The organism is Bradyrhizobium sp. CCBAU 51745, assembly GCF_028128715.1.
Lineage (GTDB): Bacteria > Pseudomonadota > Alphaproteobacteria > Rhizobiales > Xanthobacteraceae > Bradyrhizobium > Bradyrhizobium manausense.
Genome location: NZ_LBJP01000086.1, coordinates 51,712 through 68,556, shown reverse-complemented (window position 1 = coordinate 68,556; position 16,845 = coordinate 51,712). Strand labels below are relative to the sequence as shown.

18 protein-coding genes are annotated in these 16,845 nt (G+C 63.9%); 9 read left to right on the top strand and 9 right to left on the bottom strand.

Annotation, left to right across the window (positions count from 1 at the left end; genetic code table 11):
• Positions 1-4: 4 nt before the first annotated feature.
• On the bottom strand, positions 5-901 hold the full coding sequence (locus XH98_RS27030) for an ABC transporter substrate-binding protein (RefSeq protein WP_333932745.1): 897 nt from the start codon (positions 899-901) through the stop codon (positions 5-7).
• Positions 902-1,040: 139 nt separating this feature from the next.
• On the opposite strand from XH98_RS27030, the gene XH98_RS27025 reads away from it, so the two are divergent.
• Both XH98_RS27025 and XH98_RS27020 read left to right on the top strand, forming a co-directional pair.
• Positions 1,041-2,030 carry a fumarylacetoacetate hydrolase family protein gene (locus tag XH98_RS27025; protein ID WP_271602015.1) on the top strand — a complete coding sequence of 330 codons (990 nt, stop codon included), beginning with the start codon at positions 1,041-1,043 and terminating at the stop codon, positions 2,028-2,030.
• 53 nt (positions 2,031-2,083) lie between these two features.
• Complete coding sequence (locus tag XH98_RS27020) at positions 2,084-2,860, top strand: cyclase family protein (protein ID WP_271620438.1); 777 nt, start codon at positions 2,084-2,086, stop codon at positions 2,858-2,860.
• 14 nt (positions 2,861-2,874) lie between these two features.
• On the opposite strand, the gene XH98_RS27015 is transcribed toward XH98_RS27020, so the two are convergent.
• From XH98_RS27015 to XH98_RS26995, 5 genes are read right to left on the bottom strand one after another with little or no spacing between them, the layout of a single operon-like run.
• Positions 2,875-3,972 (bottom strand): Gfo/Idh/MocA family protein, encoded by a 1,098-nt coding sequence (locus XH98_RS27015; RefSeq protein ID WP_442868636.1) that lies wholly within the window; start codon positions 3,970-3,972, stop codon positions 2,875-2,877.
• A gap of 42 nt (positions 3,973-4,014) precedes the next feature.
• Positions 4,015-5,148: an N-acetylglucosamine-6-phosphate deacetylase gene (nagA, locus tag XH98_RS27010; protein WP_271620437.1), complete on the bottom strand. Its 1,134-nt coding sequence runs from the start codon at positions 5,146-5,148 to the stop codon at positions 4,015-4,017.
• Positions 5,148-6,173 carry an SIS domain-containing protein gene (locus tag XH98_RS27005; RefSeq protein WP_271620436.1) on the bottom strand — a complete coding sequence of 342 codons (1,026 nt, stop codon included), beginning with the start codon at positions 6,171-6,173 and terminating at the stop codon, positions 5,148-5,150. The genes nagA and XH98_RS27005 overlap by 1 nt, the downstream gene beginning before the upstream one ends.
• Positions 6,170-6,925 (bottom strand): GntR family transcriptional regulator, encoded by a 756-nt coding sequence (locus XH98_RS27000; protein WP_057758636.1) that lies wholly within the window; start codon positions 6,923-6,925, stop codon positions 6,170-6,172. Before XH98_RS27000 ends, XH98_RS27005 begins: the two co-directional genes overlap by 4 nt.
• Entirely contained in the window at positions 6,922-7,794 is an 873-nt protein-coding gene (locus XH98_RS26995; protein WP_271620435.1) for a BadF/BadG/BcrA/BcrD ATPase family protein, read from the bottom strand. The genes XH98_RS27000 and XH98_RS26995 overlap by 4 nt, the downstream gene beginning before the upstream one ends.
• A 93-nt stretch (positions 7,795-7,887) precedes the next feature.
• Here XH98_RS26995 and XH98_RS26990 point away from each other — a divergent pair, with 93 nt between their 5' ends.
• From XH98_RS26990 to XH98_RS26965, 6 genes are all read left to right on the top strand, one after another.
• Positions 7,888-8,832, top strand: coding sequence for an N-acetylmuramic acid 6-phosphate etherase (locus XH98_RS26990; RefSeq protein ID WP_271620434.1), 945 nt, complete (start codon positions 7,888-7,890; stop codon positions 8,830-8,832).
• A gap of 1 nt (position 8,833) precedes the next feature.
• Complete coding sequence (locus tag XH98_RS26985) at positions 8,834-10,096, top strand: ABC transporter substrate-binding protein (RefSeq protein ID WP_271602010.1); 1,263 nt, start codon at positions 8,834-8,836, stop codon at positions 10,094-10,096.
• Positions 10,097-10,227: 131 nt separating this feature from the next.
• The gene (locus XH98_RS26980; protein WP_442868635.1) at positions 10,228-11,178 is read left to right on the top strand and encodes a carbohydrate ABC transporter permease; all 951 of its coding nucleotides are present in this window, start codon (positions 10,228-10,230) and stop codon (positions 11,176-11,178) included.
• Between the two features lie 9 nt (positions 11,179-11,187).
• Positions 11,188-12,021, top strand: a complete 834-nt coding sequence (locus XH98_RS26975; protein ID WP_057758627.1) for a carbohydrate ABC transporter permease — start codon at positions 11,188-11,190, stop codon at positions 12,019-12,021.
• 9 nt (positions 12,022-12,030) lie between these two features.
• The gene (locus XH98_RS26970) at positions 12,031-13,110 is read left to right on the top strand and encodes an ABC transporter ATP-binding protein (RefSeq protein WP_271620433.1); all 1,080 of its coding nucleotides are present in this window, start codon (positions 12,031-12,033) and stop codon (positions 13,108-13,110) included.
• Positions 13,111-13,165: 55 nt separating this feature from the next.
• A complete protein-coding gene (locus XH98_RS26965; protein WP_271620432.1) occupies positions 13,166-13,744 on the top strand; it encodes a histidine phosphatase family protein in 579 nt (192 codons plus the stop codon).
• 178 nt (positions 13,745-13,922) lie between these two features.
• Here the strand turns inward: XH98_RS26965 and XH98_RS26960 are convergent, their stop codons facing one another.
• Positions 13,923-14,438 carry a YciE/YciF ferroxidase family protein gene (locus tag XH98_RS26960; protein ID WP_057758622.1) on the bottom strand — a complete coding sequence of 172 codons (516 nt, stop codon included), beginning with the start codon at positions 14,436-14,438 and terminating at the stop codon, positions 13,923-13,925.
• Positions 14,439-14,553: 115 nt separating this feature from the next.
• Between XH98_RS26960 and XH98_RS26955 the strand changes: the two genes are divergently transcribed.
• Positions 14,554-15,162 carry a cysteine hydrolase family protein gene (locus XH98_RS26955; protein ID WP_271602007.1) on the top strand — a complete coding sequence of 203 codons (609 nt, stop codon included), beginning with the start codon at positions 14,554-14,556 and terminating at the stop codon, positions 15,160-15,162.
• 13 nt (positions 15,163-15,175) lie between these two features.
• On the opposite strand, the gene XH98_RS26950 is transcribed toward XH98_RS26955, so the two are convergent.
• Positions 15,176-16,306 (bottom strand): DUF305 domain-containing protein, encoded by a 1,131-nt coding sequence (locus XH98_RS26950; RefSeq protein ID WP_271620431.1) that lies wholly within the window; start codon positions 16,304-16,306, stop codon positions 15,176-15,178.
• A complete protein-coding gene (locus XH98_RS26945; protein WP_271620430.1) occupies positions 16,293-16,838 on the bottom strand; it encodes a hypothetical protein in 546 nt (181 codons plus the stop codon). Before XH98_RS26945 ends, XH98_RS26950 begins: the two co-directional genes overlap by 14 nt.
• Between the last annotated feature and the right edge of the window lie 7 nt (positions 16,839-16,845).

Sequence of the window (16,845 nt, the reverse complement as noted above, 5' to 3'; positions counted from 1 at the left end):
GTCCTCAGTTCAGCACCAGTTTGCTTGTATCGAGCTTTGATTGCAGCATCTTCTGCGACGACATCACCTCGATCCACCAGGCGAGGTTCTCCGGCTTCAGGCGTGGCTCGGACTGGTTCGGAGGCGTCGCCTTGACGAGATCGAGCGGCTGTTTGGTGAACTTTGCGATCGAAGCGGAGGCCTTCTCGCGGTCGCTGTTGACGATCACTGCCGCTTCCGCGATCGCGTCGCGGAATTTCGTCACGATCGCCGCGTTCTTCTCCGCCCATTCGCGCGATGCCGCGTAGAAGATGATCGGGTCGGTGCGGGCGAGTTCGACGGCGTAGCGTGCGCCGACCGAGCCGAGGCCCGCATTGGTCATGCGGGTGACAAACGGCTCGGCGGTGAGGACGGCATCGACACCGCCGGACTTGATGATGTCGGCCATGGTCGGGAAGGTCACCTCGACGAATTTGACGCTCTTGGGATCGACGCCTTTCTCCACCAGCCACTTCACGAACAGCACATGCAGGAAGGCGTTCAGTCCCGGCGCGCCGACTTTCTTGCCGACGAAATCCTTGGGCTCGTTGATGGTGATACCGTTGCGGACGAAAGCCGTGATGGCGATGTTCGACGTCGGGTTCATCACCGACGCGCCGGCGATGCCGACCAGATCGAGGCCGCCGTCAACTGCCTGGAGGAAGACGGTCGAGGTCGGCCCGCCAATCTGGATCGAGTTCGACAGGATCGCGGCAGGGATGTTCGAATTGATCGCGATCGGCGTCATCTCGACGTCGAGCCCGTGCTTCTTGAAGATGCCCTCGTCGACGGCGACCATGGCGGACGCACAGTCGGAGGTGGCCGTGCAACCGATCTGGATTTTCGCCTGTGCCGCCGCCGCGCCAGCCAATGCGCAAGCCATCTGAAGCGAAATACCCAGCGTGACCGCCAATCTTGCCAACTGCCTCTTCAAGGCCATCCTCCCACTTTGCATTTTTTTATCTTGATTATCGATATTTTATTCGATCATATATTTCCAACCAAAGCAAGAGGTGTCCAAGGTGAAACTCGCTACATTCAGGTCGGCCGGTCAGGACCGGATCGGCATCGTGCATTCCAATGACGATCGGATCTTCGACATCGCCGCGGCCGCTGCACGCGATGGACAGGATCTTCAGGCCTTTGCCTCGATGCTGGCGCTGATCGACGCGGGGCCACGCGCGCTGGAGCAGGCGGCGGGGCTGTTCGAAAAATACGGCGCGGATCCGGCGCTGTCGTCGGCGGCATCTGCGGTGGACCTCCTCGCGCCGGTGCCGGAGCCTCGGCAGATGCGTGACGGCATGTCGTTCCCGCTGCACATCCTCCAGGCGCCGCGCGGGCAGCGTAAGCTCGCGGCGCGCGCGAAAGGCGACATGGCGGAGCTGGCGCGGATCGACGCCGAGCCGCTCGGCGAGCTGCCCGAGGTCTATCGCAAGCAGCCGATCTTCTACATTACCAACCGCTTCAGTGTCCGCGGCACCAACACGACCGTCAAATGGCCGCGCTACAGCAAGGTGATGGATTACGAGCTCGAATTCGGCATCATCACCAAGAACAGGGGCGCGAATATTCCAGCGGCAAAGGCTGGGGATCACATCTTCGGCTACACCATCTTCAACGATTTTTCGGCGCGCGATGCGCAGCGTATCGAGATGGAGGGACGGCTCGGCCCCGCCAAGGGCAAGAGTTTTGACGGCGGCAATGTGATGGGACCGTGGATCGTGACGCCGGATGAGATCGGCGATCCCTACAGGTTGAAGATGGAAGCCCGTGTCAACGGCGAGACCCGCTCAACCGGCGTCTCGGACGGGATGCTGTTCTCATTCGAGGAGATCATCGCCCATGTCACGCAGGACGAGACGCTGATGCCGGGTGAATTCATCGGCTCGGGCACAGTGGGCAATGGCTGCGGCCTCGAGCTCGGCTGGTATCTCGAGCATGGCGACACGGTCGAGCTCGAAGTCGAGAAAATCGGCGTGTTGAAGAACAGGGTCGAGCGGCAAGACGCTTGAGCGCAAAGACGTTTGGGATTCAAGCAGACAAAAACAGGCAACGAGGAAACACCATGGCGCGCAAACTGATCGATATCTCGGTCCCGCTGCAAAACGACGTGCCGGCCGATCCGCCGGGCAACCATCCGACCATTCAATACATCGATCATCAACAGGGCCTGCCGCGCATGCTCCAGTTCTTCGATGGGCTGAAGGCGGAGGACCTGCCTGACGGCCAGGGCTGGGCGGTGGAGATGGTCAATCTGTCCACCCATAACGGCACCCATCTCGATGCGCCCTGGCACTTCCATCCCACGATGAACCGCGGCGAGCGCGCCTGGACGATCGACGAGGTGCCGCTGGAATGGTGCTTCCAGCCCGGCGTCAAGCTCGACTTCCGCCATTTGCCGGACGGATATGTGGCGACTGCCGGAGATGTCGAGGCGGAGCTGAAGCGGATCGGGCACAAGCTGTCGCCGCTCGAGATCGTCGTCGTCAACACCAGCGCCGGCGCCAAATATTGCCGGCAGGACTACGTCACCTCGGGCTGCGGCATGGGCTATGAAGCGACCATGTATCTCTTGGAACGCGGCGTGCGGCTGACCGGAATCGATGGCTGGAGCTGGGATGCGCCCTTCGTCTACACCGCGAAGAAATATGCCGAGACCAGGGATGCCAGCTTGATCTGGGAAGGTCACAAGGCCGGACGCCACATCGGCTATTGCCACATCGAAAAGCTGCACAATCTCGAGCTTCTGCCCTCGACCGGCTTCATGGTGTCGTGCTTTCCGGTCAAGATCGAGCGGGCATCCGCAGGCTGGACGCGGGCGGTCGCCATCGTTGACGGTTGAAGACGGGTGCCGACCTACAGGCGTACGACCTCACCGGTTCGAACGCTCTCGTCGGCGGCAAAGACGATGCGGAGCGAGTTGATCGCGTCCTCGTGATGCTCGGACAGGTCGATCTCGCCACGGATCGCCCTCAGAAACATCCGCTGCTCGCGTTCGCAGAGCTCCTGATGGCCGGGTTCATCTGCGGTCGAGACCAACTCGTCCGGCTTGGCAAAGCGGCCTTCGCCGTCGCGCGCGGCGTGATGGATGCGAAGCGCATTGGTGCGTGTATGCGTGTCGTGATCTGCTGAACGTGCGCCTGCATCGCTCCGCTCTTTCGCGACGATCGACACGCTGCCGTTGGGGCCGATCATGTCCTTCACGAAATGAGCGGTCTCGCTCATCATCGGACCCCAGCCGACCTCGTACCAGCCGACCGAGCCGTCGTCGAACGTGATGTGGAGATGGCCGTAATTGTACATGCTAGGTGCGATCTCGCCCGTCAGCCGCGCCCCGACGGCGTGGACCGCGACGGGACGGGCTCGCGTCACCTGGCACATGATGTCGACGTAATGAACGCCGCAGTCGACGATCGGCGAGGTCGACCGCATGAGCCTCTTGTGCACCTCCCAGAAGGAGCCCGCAGACTGCTGGTTAAGATTCATGCGCATGACGAGCGGCTTTCCGAGCGTTCGCCCGATCTCGACGAACCGCGACCATGCAGGATGGACGCGCAGGATATAGCCGATCAACAGCGCTTTTCCGGCCGCGCGTGCCGCGCTTACGACGTGCCGCGCGGCATCCAGCGTGTCGGCCAGCGGCTTTTCGCAGAAAACATGGGCGCCGGCAGCGAAAGCCTGCAACGCCATGGCGGCGTGATGCTCGGTGTAGGTGCAGATCGAAACGGCGTCGGGACGCAAACGCGTGAGCGCCTCGTCGTAGCTTTCGAAGCGCGGAAGCGCGGGAAACTCGGCCTCGAGATCGTCGCGATCGGCCGCGCGAGAGGTGCAAAGACCGACGAGTTCGAAACCCTCGATTGATCTATAGGCACGGGCATGGCTGATTCCCATGGTGCCGAGGCCAACCACGAGAACGCGAATAGTCCGTTGAGGCGACATGGAAAGGGAGGACATGGCTCGCTCGCGTCCTTCAGTCAGGTGTTGTCTGCCACCGCATCATGCTCGGAAGGAGTGGCCTTCGATCCAGGTTTCCAGCACCCGCAGCTCGTCGTCGAGATGAACGAGGCTCGCGAGATAGCCCGGTGCGATCCGGCCGAGGTCAGTCTCGCGCCGCAGAAACGTCGCCGGAACGCGCGATGCCATGGCGAGGGCATCGGCGAGCGGAAGCCTGACGACGTTGACGGCATAGCGCACCGCCTCGTCCATGGTCAGAACCGAGCCGGCGAGCGTCCCGTCGTCGAGCCGCAGGCAACCGTCGACGGACGTCACGCGGCGACCCTGAAGATCGAAATGATCGGGGCCGCCGGCCGCCGGCGGCATCGCGTCGGTAATCAGCATGAAACGGTCGCGTCGCTTGGCGGCCAGCGCGACGCGCAAATTCGCCTCGTGGACGTGATGGCCATCGGCGATGAGGCCGACGAACACATCGTCGAGATCGAGCGCTGCGCCGACCATGCCCGGTTCGCGCCCCGTCGGCGGGCTCATCGCGTTGAACAAATGGGTGAACGCGCGCGCACCTGCTTCAACGGCCCTTCGCGCCTCCTCGTAGCTCGCGTCGGAATGGCCCAGCGAGACGAGCACGCCCTGCCGCGCGAGCTCGGCGATACTCTCGGTTCCGACCCTGTTGGGCGCGAGCGTCAGCATGACTGCGCCGCAATCGGCTTTTGCAATCGTCGCGACATCGTCGCGCCCGAGGTCGCGGATGTAGCTGAGCTCATGCGCACCCTTGCGGCGCGGATCCAGAAATGGCCCTTCCAGGTGAATGCCGAGCGTGGCAGGGGTCAGGCGCCGCGCCTCGCGCGTCGCAGCGATTGCCGCGGCCATCACCTGCGGCGCGTCCGTTACCAGCGTCGGCAACAGCCCGACGGTGCCATGATTGCGATGCGCGGCTGCGATGCGGGCGATGCCTTCGGGCGTCGGCTCCTCGTTGAACAGGACGCCGCCGCCGCCATTGACTTGAACGTCGACATAGCCGGGCGCAAGCAGCCCGCCGCCGAGGTCCTGCACGGCGCCGTCAGGTTTCTCGGAGTGGGGAATGATTGCGGCAATGTGCGCGCCTTCGATGACGAGCGCGTGGTCATCGAGAAAGCGTTCGCCATCGAAGATGCACGCGCCGGACAGAACGATCATCAGACGGTCTCCGTTACCTTGCGCAGATTGCGCGGCCGGTCGGGATCGCGCCCGAGCCGGAGCGAAAGCGCTTCGGCGAGCCGGTAGAAACGGTGGATCATGACGATGGGTTCCAACAGCGGCGCCTCGACCCGTGCGGTCGCGAGACGATCCGGTCCGTCGTCGCCGCCTGCTTCGATTGCGATCACCGTCGCGCCGGCGTCGGCCAGCGCCGTGAGCGTCGGCAGCATGCCTTCGCGCGCCGGATCGGACGGCAGGAAGGCGATGACCGGAAAGCCCGAAGTCACAAGCTCGGCCGGACCGTGCAGCACCTCGGCCGCCGAGTAGGCCTCGGCGTGAATCGCGCACGTCTCCTTGAGCTTGAGTGCCGCTTCCGCGGCGATCGCAAGCGTCGCGCCGCGACCGAGCACGAAAGCGCTGCGGGCATCTGCGAGTCTCTCCAGCATCATCGCGGGCGGCGGCGTTGTTTGGCTGCGGAGAACGTCCGGCAGGCCGGCGAGGGCGTCGGCGAGCTGCCGATCCTCGCGCCAGGCCGCGACGAGGCTTGCTCCCGCGACGAGACCGGCCACCATCGATTTGGTCGCGGCGACGGAGCGCTCCGTGCCGGCGCCGAGCGGCAGCAGGAATTCGGCCTCTTGCGCCAGTGGCGAAGCCACGTCGTTGACCAGTGCGAGGGCCAGCGCACCGCCGCTGCGTGCGGCACGCTGCATTTCCACGATGTCAGGGCTACGCCCCGACTGCGAGATCGCGACGGAAACGCTGCCCTTGAGCCGCATCGGTGTCCGATAAAGCGTCGCAATCGAGGGACCGATCGAGGCGCAAGGCACCCCCGAAAGGATCTCGACGAGATATTTCAGATAGAGCGCGCAGCAATCCGACGAGCCGCGGCCGATGGTTACGACGAGCGGCGGATCGAGGGCACGCAGGCGCGCCCCGACGTCAGCAAGCCGTTCCGCATTCTCACCAAGCTGGCGCGCAGCCGCTTCACCTGCCTCGCCGATCTCCTGAAGCATGTATGTCGTCATCGCTGCGCCTTTCGAGCCGGTGGCGACAGCGTGAGTTCGGAGACGAAATCATAGGCGTCGGCGCGGTACCAGGATTTCGTGAACTCGACGCAGGCTCCGTCGGCGAGGTAGGCAATGCGCTGGATGTAGAGCGCGGGACTGTCAGGCGCGACGCCAAGCAGCTTGGCATCGGCAGGATCGAGCAGGGTCGCACGCAAGCGCTGCAGGCCTCGGGTCGGCTTGAATCCCCCCGCGGAGAGCGCCTCGTAGAGCGAGTCGCCGACCTTATCCTGTTCAGGAAGAAAACGTATCGGCACGGCGGCGCGTTCGATGGCCATGGGCGAACCGTCGGCCAGGCGCAGGCGTCCGAGCCGGAACACGCGATCGTTCGGCCGTACGCCAAGCATCATCGCCTCTTCCGGAGTCGGCAGGAATACGCCGCGTTCGAGTTCGCGCGAGCTCGCCACCAATCCGCGCAGCCGCATGTCTTCGGTGAAGCTGGTCAGGCGCGAGGAGGGCTGTTCGACCCGCGGCGTTGCGCGATGGATGAAGGTGCCGGCGCCATGGCGGTGAAACAGCACGCCTTCGGCGATCAGATCGGCGATCGCCTTTCGCAGCGTGGTGCGCGACACCTCGAGCAGCTCGCACAACACGCGTTCGGCCGGAAGCAGCTGCGTCTCCGCAAAACGTCCGGTCTCGATCTCGCGCCGAAGCGCATCGACCACGGCACGATAGAGCTTCTGGCCCGGCGCAGTCTCGACCGTCAGGGTCATGCCGCGTCCTCCGCGAGCGTTCCGCCGGCGAGAAGGATTGCGCCGTCGACGGCGTCGCGCCGCGGCTGGGCGAGGCGCTTGGCCACATCGGGCGGCAGGAACGGGCGCAACGGCTCGCCGAAACCGCCCGCCAGCGCAATGCGCTCGGCGCCGAGCGCGTTCAGCGCGTTCGCGAGCGCCGCGATCGCGGAGGCTGCTTCCCCGACGATTTCGAGGGCGCGCATGTCTCCGGATCTTGCGACGTCAAGGATTTGCGGCGCGAAGGCGCCGTAGTCGCGCGGTCTGGCTTCCGCCGCCCAGCGGCTCATCCGCAACGGATCGTCACCAAAATGTCGACCGAGCGCCTGTGCGAGGCCGCTCCTCGGCTCCAGGCCGTCGATCGCGCGCAGCGTCGCGCGAAGCGCGGATTCGCCGAGGCGGGCGGCGGATCCGTCGTCGCCGAGCCAGAAGCCGCGTCCGCCGATGATCGTCGTTTGCGCTCCGACACGCGCGATGCCCGCCGAGCCCGTGCCCGCGATGATCAGGCCACCGTCGCCGACGCCGTTGGCTCCGACGCAGGCAGCGACCGCATCGTTGACGGCGACGATGCGCGCGAAGCCGGGCAGGGCGGCGGAGACACGCTTCGCTTCATTGTCGTCCGAAAGCCCGGCAAGGCTGAGACCGACCGCGATCTCCTGCCGCGGCGTGCCGGCACTGATCGCGGATTCGATAGTGTCACGCACGACCTGCATCGCCTCGTCGAAGTCGAGATAGATGTTCGAAGCCGGCCCTACGGCGCGCCCGAGCTCGAGGCCGGACGAGTCCCGCAGTCTCGCGCGGCAACGGGTGGCGCCGCCGTCTACTCCGAGAAAGAACCGGGCTGTCTCCAAGGGGCCTCCTAAAAAAATTCTTAACGCCTCTAGACAAGTGGTATGTCACGTGTCTAAAACGAATACAAGAGGTATCTACCATTGGTATTCACGATGTCGGTACTGCCGAACTTGGACACGGGCGGAGAGAGGTGCGGCGACACCATCGATGTCGTGACCTCAGATGAGGCGATGTTTGCCGACGCGATGCTGGCCTCCTACCGCCGCGCGATTGCTTCGGTCGCTTCTGTCTCCGGTGACATCCGCACGGCGGCGCTTCGGCTCGCCGCCATTTGGCGAGCGGGTGGACGTCTGGTCTATGCCGGCGCGGGGTCGTCGGGCCTTGCGGCGGCCGACGATGCCGCCGAGCTTCCCGGGACGTTCGGCCTTGACCAGAGCCGCATCGCGATTGTCCTGCCTGGCGGGACCACCGAGCCGTTTCGCATCGACGGCGCGGCCGAGGACGATGCTGCAGCCGGTGAGCGTTCGATAGCAGAGCTTGGCGATCTCTCCCGCGACGCCGTGATCGCCGTATCGGCGAGCGGCTCGACGCCGTTCACTGTGGCCGCGGCCGCAGAGGCGCGTCGCCGCGGCGCCTTCGTGATTGGCGTCGCGCACCGTCCGGTCTCGCCATTGCTTGTTGTCGCCGACGCCTCGATCCTGCTCGAAAGCGGGGAGGAGGCGCTGCGCGGGTCGACACGGCTCGCGGCCGGAGCCGCGCAGAAGGCCGCGCTCGGCATGCTCTCATCCTTGATGGGACTTGAGCTCGGTCACATTCATCAAGGGCTGATGGTCAATCTGAAGGCGGATAACGCGAAGTTGCGCGAGCGGGCGCGCGGGATCGTCGCCGCGATCGCTGACGTCAGCGATGCCCAGGCGGCAGCGGCGTTGCGTGAGGCCGGCGGCGACGTCAAGCCGGCGGTGTTGATTGCCTGCGGCATCCCCAGCATGAGCGAAGCCGTCAACTGGCTCGCTGTTGCGGGAGGCCGCATCGACGACGCCTTGCGCCGCGCAAGGATCCACGGAAGCAAGGGCGAAGGCCCGAACAAGGGAGCGTAGCATGAGACGGACATTCAAGGCCGGATTGGGAGCTGAGGTTGCCGCGTTGGCGTTGCTCGCGGGGCTGGCATCGGCCGAGGCGGGCTCGTTGAAGATCGAGAGCTGGCGCAATGACGACGCCGACATCTGGAACTCCAAGATCATTCCCGCCTTCAACAAGCACTATCCCGACATCAAGGTCGAATTCGCGCCCTCGGCGCCCAAGGAATACAACGCCGCCCTCAACGCGCGGCTCGATGGCGGCACCGCCGGCGACCTCATCACCTGCCGTCCGTTCGACGCCTCGCTCGCGCTCTACCAGAAGCATCAGCTCGATGCCGTCGACGGCATCAAGGGCATGGACAATTTCTCCGACGTCGCAAAGGCTGCATGGCAGACCGACGACGGCAAGACCACTTTCTGTGTTCCGATCGCCTCCGTCATCGCCGGGTTCATCTACAACAAGGAGGCCTTCGCCAAGCTCGGCGTGACCGAGCCGAAGACCCTCGACGAATTCCACGCCGTGCTCGAGAAGTTCAAGAAGGACGGGACCTATGTCCCGCTGGTGATGGGCACGGCCGACCAGTGGGAGGCCGCGACCATGGGCTTCCAGAACATCGGTCCCGACTATTGGAAAGGCGAGACGGGCAGGGCCAATCTGATCGCCGGCAAGGAGAAGCTCACCGATCCGCAATACGTCGCGGCCTTCAAGGAGATCGCAGGCTGGGCGCCCTATCTCGGATCGGGCTTCCAGGCGCAGACCTACGCCGACAGTCAGAACCTGTTCTCGCTCGGCAAGGGCGCGATCTATGCGGCCGGCTCGTGGGACATCTCGACATTCCGCGGCCAGGCGAAATTCGCCATGGGTGCATTCCCGCCGCCGCAGCCGGCCGGCACGACGGATTGCTATATCTCCGATCACACCGACATCGCGATGGGCATCAACGCAGCCTCGAAGAACAAGGAGGATGCCAAGAAATTCCTGGAATGGCTGACGACGCCGGAATTCGCAACGATCTACGCCAACGCGCTTCCCGGCTTCTTCCCCCTCGGCAAGACTCCGGTGAAGGTCGAGGACGACGTCGCTGCGACGATGGTCGGATGGCGCCAGACCTGCAAGTCGACGATCCGCAATTCGTATCAGATCCTGTCGCGCGGTACGCCGAATCTCGAAAACGAGCTCTGGAACGTGTCCGCGCAGGTGGTCAACGGCAAGCTGACGCCCGAAGCTGCCGGCAAGCAGCTCCAGGATGGTCTCGACAAGTGGTACAAGCCCGCCAAGTGATATGAGGTCTCCCTCTCTCCGCTCTCGCGGGGAGAGGGGCTGTTCTTGGTCGATAGTTGCTGCACGCTCTGCCAGGAGAAGGCACGAGCACACAGCGCGATAACGCATGGTAGGTTTGTTCATTTACCGTCATGGCTGAACCGGTCTCGCACGTCACGGCCCAGATGCCTCGCGCAAAGCTCGCGGGCCTTCTGTTGTTCTTTCTCGGGCCCGCGGTCGTGATCTATACCCTGTTTTCGATCTATCCGCTCGTCGCGACGATGGCGCTGTCCACCTACACCAGCGATCCGTCCGGAGCCCGAGCCTTCGCCGGCCTCGCCAACTTCCGAACGCTGCTCGGCGATGCGCTCTGGTCGAAGCCATTCTGGAATGCGCTCGGCAACAACCTGATCTTCTTCATCGTGCATATGTGCGTGCAGAATCCGGTCGGTATTGCGCTCGCGGGATTGCTCAGCCTGCCGGGTGTGAGACTCAAGGGCTTTTATCGCACCGTGATGTTTCTCCCGACGATGCTGTCGGTCGTCATTGTCGGCTTCTCCTGGAATTTGATCCTTTCGCCGCTCTGGGGCGTCGCCTCCGGCGCCCTAAAGGCGGTCGGACTGGGCTCGCTCTTTGCTCCCTGGCTGGGGCTCGAATCGAGCGCGCTCGTCACCCTGTCGCTGATTTCAGTCTGGCAGTTCGTCGGCATCCCGATGATGTTGATCTACGCCGCGCTGCTCAACATCCCCGAAGAGTTGATCGACGCGGCACGCGTCGACGGGCTTGGACAGTTCCGAATCTTCTTTCACATCAAGCTGCCGCTGGTGCTGCCGACGATCAGCCTGGTCTCGGTCCTGACCTTCGTCGCCAATTTCAACGCCTTCGATCTGATCTACTCGGTCAAGGGCGCGCTTGCGGGACCGAATTTCGCCACCGACATCCTCGGCACGTTTTTCTACCGCACTTTCTTCGGCAATCAGCTCCAGCTCGGCAATCCGACGATGGGCGCCGCGGTTGCGACCGTGATGTTCTTCATCATCCTTCTCGGTCTCTGCCTCTATCTCTTCCTCGTGCAGCGGCGCATCCGCCGTTACGCTTTCTGAGGGGGAGGCATGACGACGGATCAGCGCGCAAGGAGCATCGGTGTCCATCTGGTCCTGATTGCCTACAGCCTCCTGGCCGTGGGTCCGATCCTGCTTGTCGTGATGAATTCGTTCAAGGTGCGCAGCGCCATCTTCGGCAGCCCGCTGGCGCCGCCGGACGCATCAACCTTCAGCCTGATCGGCTATGAGAAGGTGTTCCGCTCCTCCCATATTCTCCTGTACTATTCGAATTCGCTGATCGTCACTCTCGTCAGCATGGCGCTGGTCCTGCTGTTCGGGGCCATGGCGGCCTGGGCGCTGACCGAGTATCGCTTCCGTGGTTCGACGGCGCTGGCGCTGTTCCTGTCGATCGGCATCATGGTGCCGATCCGGCTCGGCTCCGTCGCAATCCTGAACATGATGCGGTCCGCCGGGCTCAACGACACGCTGACGGCTCTGGTCCTGGTCTATGTCGCGCAGGGCCTGCCGATGTCGATCTTCATCTTGAGCGAGTTCATCCAGCAGATCCCGAAGGATTTGCGCGATGCGGCGCGCTGCGACGGCGTGCCGGAAACCCGCATCTTCTTCGAGGTGGTCGCCCCGCTGCTGCGGCCGGCCATCGCCACGGTCGCTGTCTTCACCATCGTGCCGATCTGGAACGACCTGTGGTTTCCGTTGATCCTGACCTCGAGCGATTCGACCCATACGGTGACGCTCGGCGTGCAGCAGTTTCTCGGCCAGTACATCACCGACTGGAATTCCGTGCTCGCCGCACTGTCGATGGCGATCCTGCCTGTCGTCATCATCTACGTCATCCTCTCGCGCCAACTCATCGCGGGCCTCACCTCCGGCGCAGTCAAATAGGTTGTCAAAATGGCCAATCTGCGCATCGAGCAACTCAACAAGCGTTATGGCGCGACGACGGTGCTCAACGACGTCAATTTGAGCATCGAGGACGGCGAATTCGTCGTTCTCGTCGGTCCTTCAGGTTGCGGCAAGTCGACGCTGCTGCGGATGATTGCCGGGCTCGATGGTGCATCGGGCGGCGACATCCATATCGCCGGCAAGCTCGTCAACACGCTCGCTCCCGCCGAGCGCGGCATCGCGATGGTGTTCCAGTCCTACGCACTCTATCCGCACATGAATGTGCGCAAGAACATGACGTTCGGCTTGAAGTTCACCGGCGTTCCGCCGTCCGAACGCGAGCGGCGCGTCGCAGAGGCGGCGCGCATGCTGCGGCTCGAGGAGCTGCTCGAGCGCTATCCGCGCGATCTGTCCGGAGGTCAGCGTCAGCGTGTCGCGATCGGCCGTGCGATCGTGCGCGAGCCCGCTGTTTTCCTGTTCGACGAGCCGCTCTCCAATCTCGACGCAGCCCTGCGTGTCTCCACCCGCGTCGAGATCGCGAATTTGCACAGGCTGCTGAAATCGACGATCGTCTATGTCACGCACGATCAGGTCGAGGCGATGACGCTTGCCGACCGCATCGTCGTGATGAACAAGGGTTGCATCGAGCAGGTCGGCGAACCACTCGACCTCTATTATGAACCCGCCAATCTGTTCGTTGCCGGCTTCATCGGCTCGCCCGCGATGAATTTCTTCGAGGCTGAGGTCAAGGGCATCGAGGGCGGACGCGCGCGCGTGACGGGTGCCGCGTTTCGCGACCTCGACATTCCTGCGGCATCGCTGAAGGTCGGCGACAGGCTGACGGTCGGCGTCCGCCCGGAGCATCTTGTCCGGGGCGAGGCCGGTGCTTTCGTCGCCGAAGGCGTCGTCGAACTGGTCGAACGGCTTGGCGAGGCCTCCTTCGCCTATCTGCGCCGCGCCGACGGCAGGATGTTCGTTGCGGAGGTCCGCGGTCGGCAGACGCCGGCGCCGGGCGAGACGGTGACACTCGTTGCCGCGGGTCCCGATGTTCACGTCTTCGATGCTTCTGGCCTGCGTGTTGCGACGTAGGCACTTCGGAGGCGATGCGATGCCGACTGCAAGCAAGTAAGGCGATCGTTCAGCCATGACGAATGTCGTCCGCTATTTGACCCATCCTCAGGTGACGATCGATCCGTCAATTCCGGTTCCGGATTGGGGCCTGAGCCAGATGGGCAGAGCGCGTACGGAATCCGTGACGGCCACGGGGCAGCTGTCGGGAACCAGGCAGGTCATCTCCAGCGGAGAGCGGAAGGCGATCGAGACCGCCGAGATCATCGCTGCAAAGCTGGGTATCGGCGTGGAGGTGCGCGAGTCGATGCACGAGAACGACCGATCGGCCACGGGCTTCCTCGTCCCCGACGAGTTCGAGGCGACGGCCAATCAGTTCTTCGGGCAACCCCACGTCAGCATTCGCGGCTGGGAACGCGCGGTTGACGCCCAGCTGCGCATTGTCGGCGAGGTCGAGCATGTGCTGGCCCGCGGCACGCCCGGCGACGTGCTCTTTGTCGGCCATGGTGGCGTCGGCACTCTCTTGTATTGCCATTACGCCGGTTTGGCGATTGATCGCGTCCACGACCAGCTCGCCGGAGGCGGCTGCTTCTTCGCATTCACCTCGCAGGAGCGGCGCGTTCTGCACGGCTGGCGGCGCCTCGAAGAGTTGTGACATCGCTTCCAGTCATGCATTCCGCTCGATGAGCCGAACGCTGGCCTGCACCGGCCGACGTCGAGAAGCCGATCGTTCAGCGCGACGACTGGTGGAGGGCAGGTGGTCGCGATCGCAACGCCGAGGGAGATCGCCCGCCACGCAACCAGTCTTACGGCACCTGGTCTGGCGCGGGCTATCAAGCGGCACTCGATGCCTTCGCGTTCACGCCCTTGCGCAGCGCCACCGTATTGAGCTTGGTGTTTGCGGCCTTTTCCTCGTTCAAATTGGTGGTCAGGAAGCGCACGATCTCGTCGTGGCCGAGCTCTTCCGCCCAGGCGATCAGCGTGCCGTATCGGCACATTTCGTAATGTTCGACGGCCTGCGCGTTGGCGACGATCGCCGCATCGAGAACCGCCTTGTCCTCGATCTCGCCGGCGGTCTCGTCGGCTTCCTTGATGAGGCCGTCGATGGCCGGGCAGTCGGTGCCGCTCGGCTGCTTGCCGAGCTTGGCAAAGACCTTGTCGAGCCGCTCGACCTGCTTGTTGGTCTCCTCCAGATGCGCCTTCAGCCCCGCAACGAGGTCGCGGTTGGTGGCCTTGTCGATCATCTTGGGAAGCGCTTTCAGAATCTGTTGCTCGGCATAATAGATGTCCTGGAGGCCGTGCATCAGCAGATCCTCCATCGACTTAATGTCCTTGGTAAAGAGGCCCATATCCGATGTCTCCTTTTACAATGTGGCTTTGGAACGCCTCGCGCCCGGGCAGGTTCCTAGTACGGATGCGCGAAACGCCGGCCAGAATGTCGCGGGATGCCGACGGTGGAGGACGATGCGAGACAGCCAATCGGAGGTCGCCGAAGTCAGGGATGCAGCCCATCTCTGCATCGACATGCAGAATATCTTCGCCCCGGGCGGCCTGTGGGCAACGCCCTGGATGGAGCGGGTTCTGCCGACGATCGTCTCGATCGTGTCGCGCTACCAGGCCCGCACCATCTTTACACGCTTCATCACGCCGAAGGTGCCGGAGGATCGTCCAGGGCAGTGGCAGAATTATTTTCGGCGCTGGCACCAGGCAACGCGAAACCACCTTCCGTCATCCGCTCTCGACCTCGTGCCGGCGTTGGCCCGCTACGTTCCTCCGGTTCGCATCATCGACAAACCGGCCTATTCCGCCTTCAGCAATCCGGCCCTGGCAAGTCTGCTGGTCGAAAAGGGCGTCGGGACCGTCGTCATCACCGGCGCGGAGACCGATGTCTGCGTGTTGTCGACGGTTCTGAGCGCCGTCGACATTGGTTTCAGGGTCGTCCTCGTGGAGGACGCGTTGTGCAGCTCGTCGGATGTCGGCCACGATGCGCTCATGACGATGTATCGCACACGGTTTCACGGCCAGGTCGATCTGTTGACCAGCGAGGAACTGATGGAGCTCTGGCGCGAGTGATGACGCCTCGCGATCAATTGACATTGTCTCCCAGCATGTTCCGCGTCGCCGTGACGACCGCGTCAAGACCGCTCATTCCCTGCATCAACGCGATCTCGCCCTGCTGCTCGTGGCGGATGGCATGGGCCATCACGCGCAGGCGCGGATCGCCACCGCTGTGCCACATCTGGTCCGCCATCTTCACCGCTCCGCGGTGATGCCGGCTCATCATCTCGACGAAAACAGCATCGAACTGATCAGGCGGGGCAAGCTTGACCAGCCGCATCTCGACCGGCGTCAGGAAGCCAGGCATGGCGGCGCGCTCCTCGGCGGTGCAATCGGGGATATCCGTATCGAACCAGCTCAGCCACCAATGCGCGAAAATCCTGATCTCGCCGGTCTGGCTCGCGACCATCAGCATGGCCAGCTTGCGCAGATGCCGATCGCGGGCATGGGCGGCGGCGAACCGAGCCAGCCCGACGCCCTGCTCATGATGCGTCGTCATGTGTCGGAGATAGGTCTGGTCGACCTCCCTGTCATGTCCCCGCCATGGGATCTCGTAGCCACCGCTGCCGAGCAGGGCGATAGTCCCCAATAGTACGATGGCCGACACGGCGCCCGCGCCCCATGCATTGGTGAAGGTGACGACCTGCGCCGGTGCCTGGCCCCGGCGCCAGCGCAACCTGGCGAACAGCGGATACATCACGGCCGAAGAGCCATGAACGAGCAGGCCGATCCAGTAGGGTTGCTGAAGGCTGAAGAGCGGCTGCCAGAACGGAAACAGTGGCACCAGAACGAACCATTCCATGCTCGAAGAGAACACCGCCCAGGGCAAGGCCAGCAGCAGGATTGTCTGGGGTCGCAGGTTCGCGGTCCAGCGCCCGAGCACACCAAAGAAGAACACCGCCCACGAGAAGTCGGCCCATTGATGGAAGGCGATGCCGGTGACGATCGCGCTCCAGCTCGGCTCGGCGCCGATCGCCCAGTCGCGCGCCGGAATGGCCGCAACGGTCATCCAGTCGACGGCTGCGTCACGTCCGATGCGAGCGGCGAAGAGCTGGCTGACGATGGTCGAGAAGCTGCTGCTGATCAGTCCGAGTGCGACGGCGGCGATCCAGCGTGAGCGTCGCCGCCGCCCTGTGCCAGGCTCGTCAGGAAGTGACACCGGCCGTTGCGTGCTGGATCATGTCCTTCGCACGATCCTTCGCCGCCTTCACTCCTTTCGGGAAGCCGCTGCGGTCGGGATAGAGCTTGCGTTTTGCATCGCGCGGCGGTCGCCGCGGCTTGGTATCCTGTGCAGCGCGATAGTCGAGCATGGCGATGCCGCCGACCATCAGCAACGCCAGCGCGATGTTGCCCTTCTTGGGATTGTCGGATGTCAGGCCGGAGAGCAATGCGGCTGCATCGAGGCCGTCGCCGCCGACGCGGGCCCAGAGGCCGGCATTCTTCTCGACGGACAGCGACATGATCCCAGCTATGATCTCGCGGACGCCGAAGGCGCGAACCATGGTCTCGCTGCCCTCCATGCCCAGCGTTTCCGTGACCCGCCGCGGCGCCAGCAGCTCAACGACACCGAGGCCGAGGCTGAACCAGCCGAGCGCGCGTGCCAGCTGGTCTTGCGGCCGCTTCAGGCTGGGTCCGCTCTCGACGATCTCAGGATCACCCTTGGAGCGCACGATATTGGAGAAATGAAACATGATGGCT

Coding starts and splice junctions, on each gene's coding strand:
- XH98_RS26985 (WP_271602010.1), top strand. CDS start 8,834: ATGAGACGGACATTCAAGGCCGGATTGGGAGCTGAGGTTGCCGCGTTG.
- XH98_RS26980 (WP_442868635.1), top strand. CDS start 10,228: ATGGCTGAACCGGTCTCGCACGTCACGGCCCAGATGCCTCGCGCAAAG.
- XH98_RS26955 (WP_271602007.1), top strand. CDS start 14,554: ATGCGAGACAGCCAATCGGAGGTCGCCGAAGTCAGGGATGCAGCCCAT.
- nagA (WP_271620437.1), bottom strand. CDS start 5,148: ATGATCGTTCTGTCCGGCGCGTGCATCTTCGATGGCGAACGCTTTCTC.
- XH98_RS26970 (WP_271620433.1), top strand. CDS start 12,031: ATGGCCAATCTGCGCATCGAGCAACTCAACAAGCGTTATGGCGCGACG.
- XH98_RS26960 (WP_057758622.1), bottom strand. CDS start 14,438: ATGGGCCTCTTTACCAAGGACATTAAGTCGATGGAGGATCTGCTGATG.
- XH98_RS26975 (WP_057758627.1), top strand. CDS start 11,188: ATGACGACGGATCAGCGCGCAAGGAGCATCGGTGTCCATCTGGTCCTG.
- XH98_RS26990 (WP_271620434.1), top strand. CDS start 7,888: ATGTCGGTACTGCCGAACTTGGACACGGGCGGAGAGAGGTGCGGCGAC.
- XH98_RS27030 (WP_333932745.1), bottom strand. CDS start 901: ATGGCTTGCGCATTGGCTGGCGCGGCGGCGGCACAGGCGAAAATCCAG.
- XH98_RS27005 (WP_271620436.1), bottom strand. CDS start 6,173: ATGACGACATACATGCTTCAGGAGATCGGCGAGGCAGGTGAAGCGGCT.
- XH98_RS26965 (WP_271620432.1), top strand. CDS start 13,166: ATGACGAATGTCGTCCGCTATTTGACCCATCCTCAGGTGACGATCGAT.
- XH98_RS27020 (WP_271620438.1), top strand. CDS start 2,084: ATGGCGCGCAAACTGATCGATATCTCGGTCCCGCTGCAAAACGACGTG.
- XH98_RS27015 (WP_442868636.1), bottom strand. CDS start 3,972: ATGTCCTCCCTTTCCATGTCGCCTCAACGGACTATTCGCGTTCTCGTG.
- XH98_RS27000 (WP_057758636.1), bottom strand. CDS start 6,925: ATGACCCTGACGGTCGAGACTGCGCCGGGCCAGAAGCTCTATCGTGCC.
- XH98_RS26945 (WP_271620430.1), bottom strand. CDS start 16,838: ATGTTTCATTTCTCCAATATCGTGCGCTCCAAGGGTGATCCTGAGATC.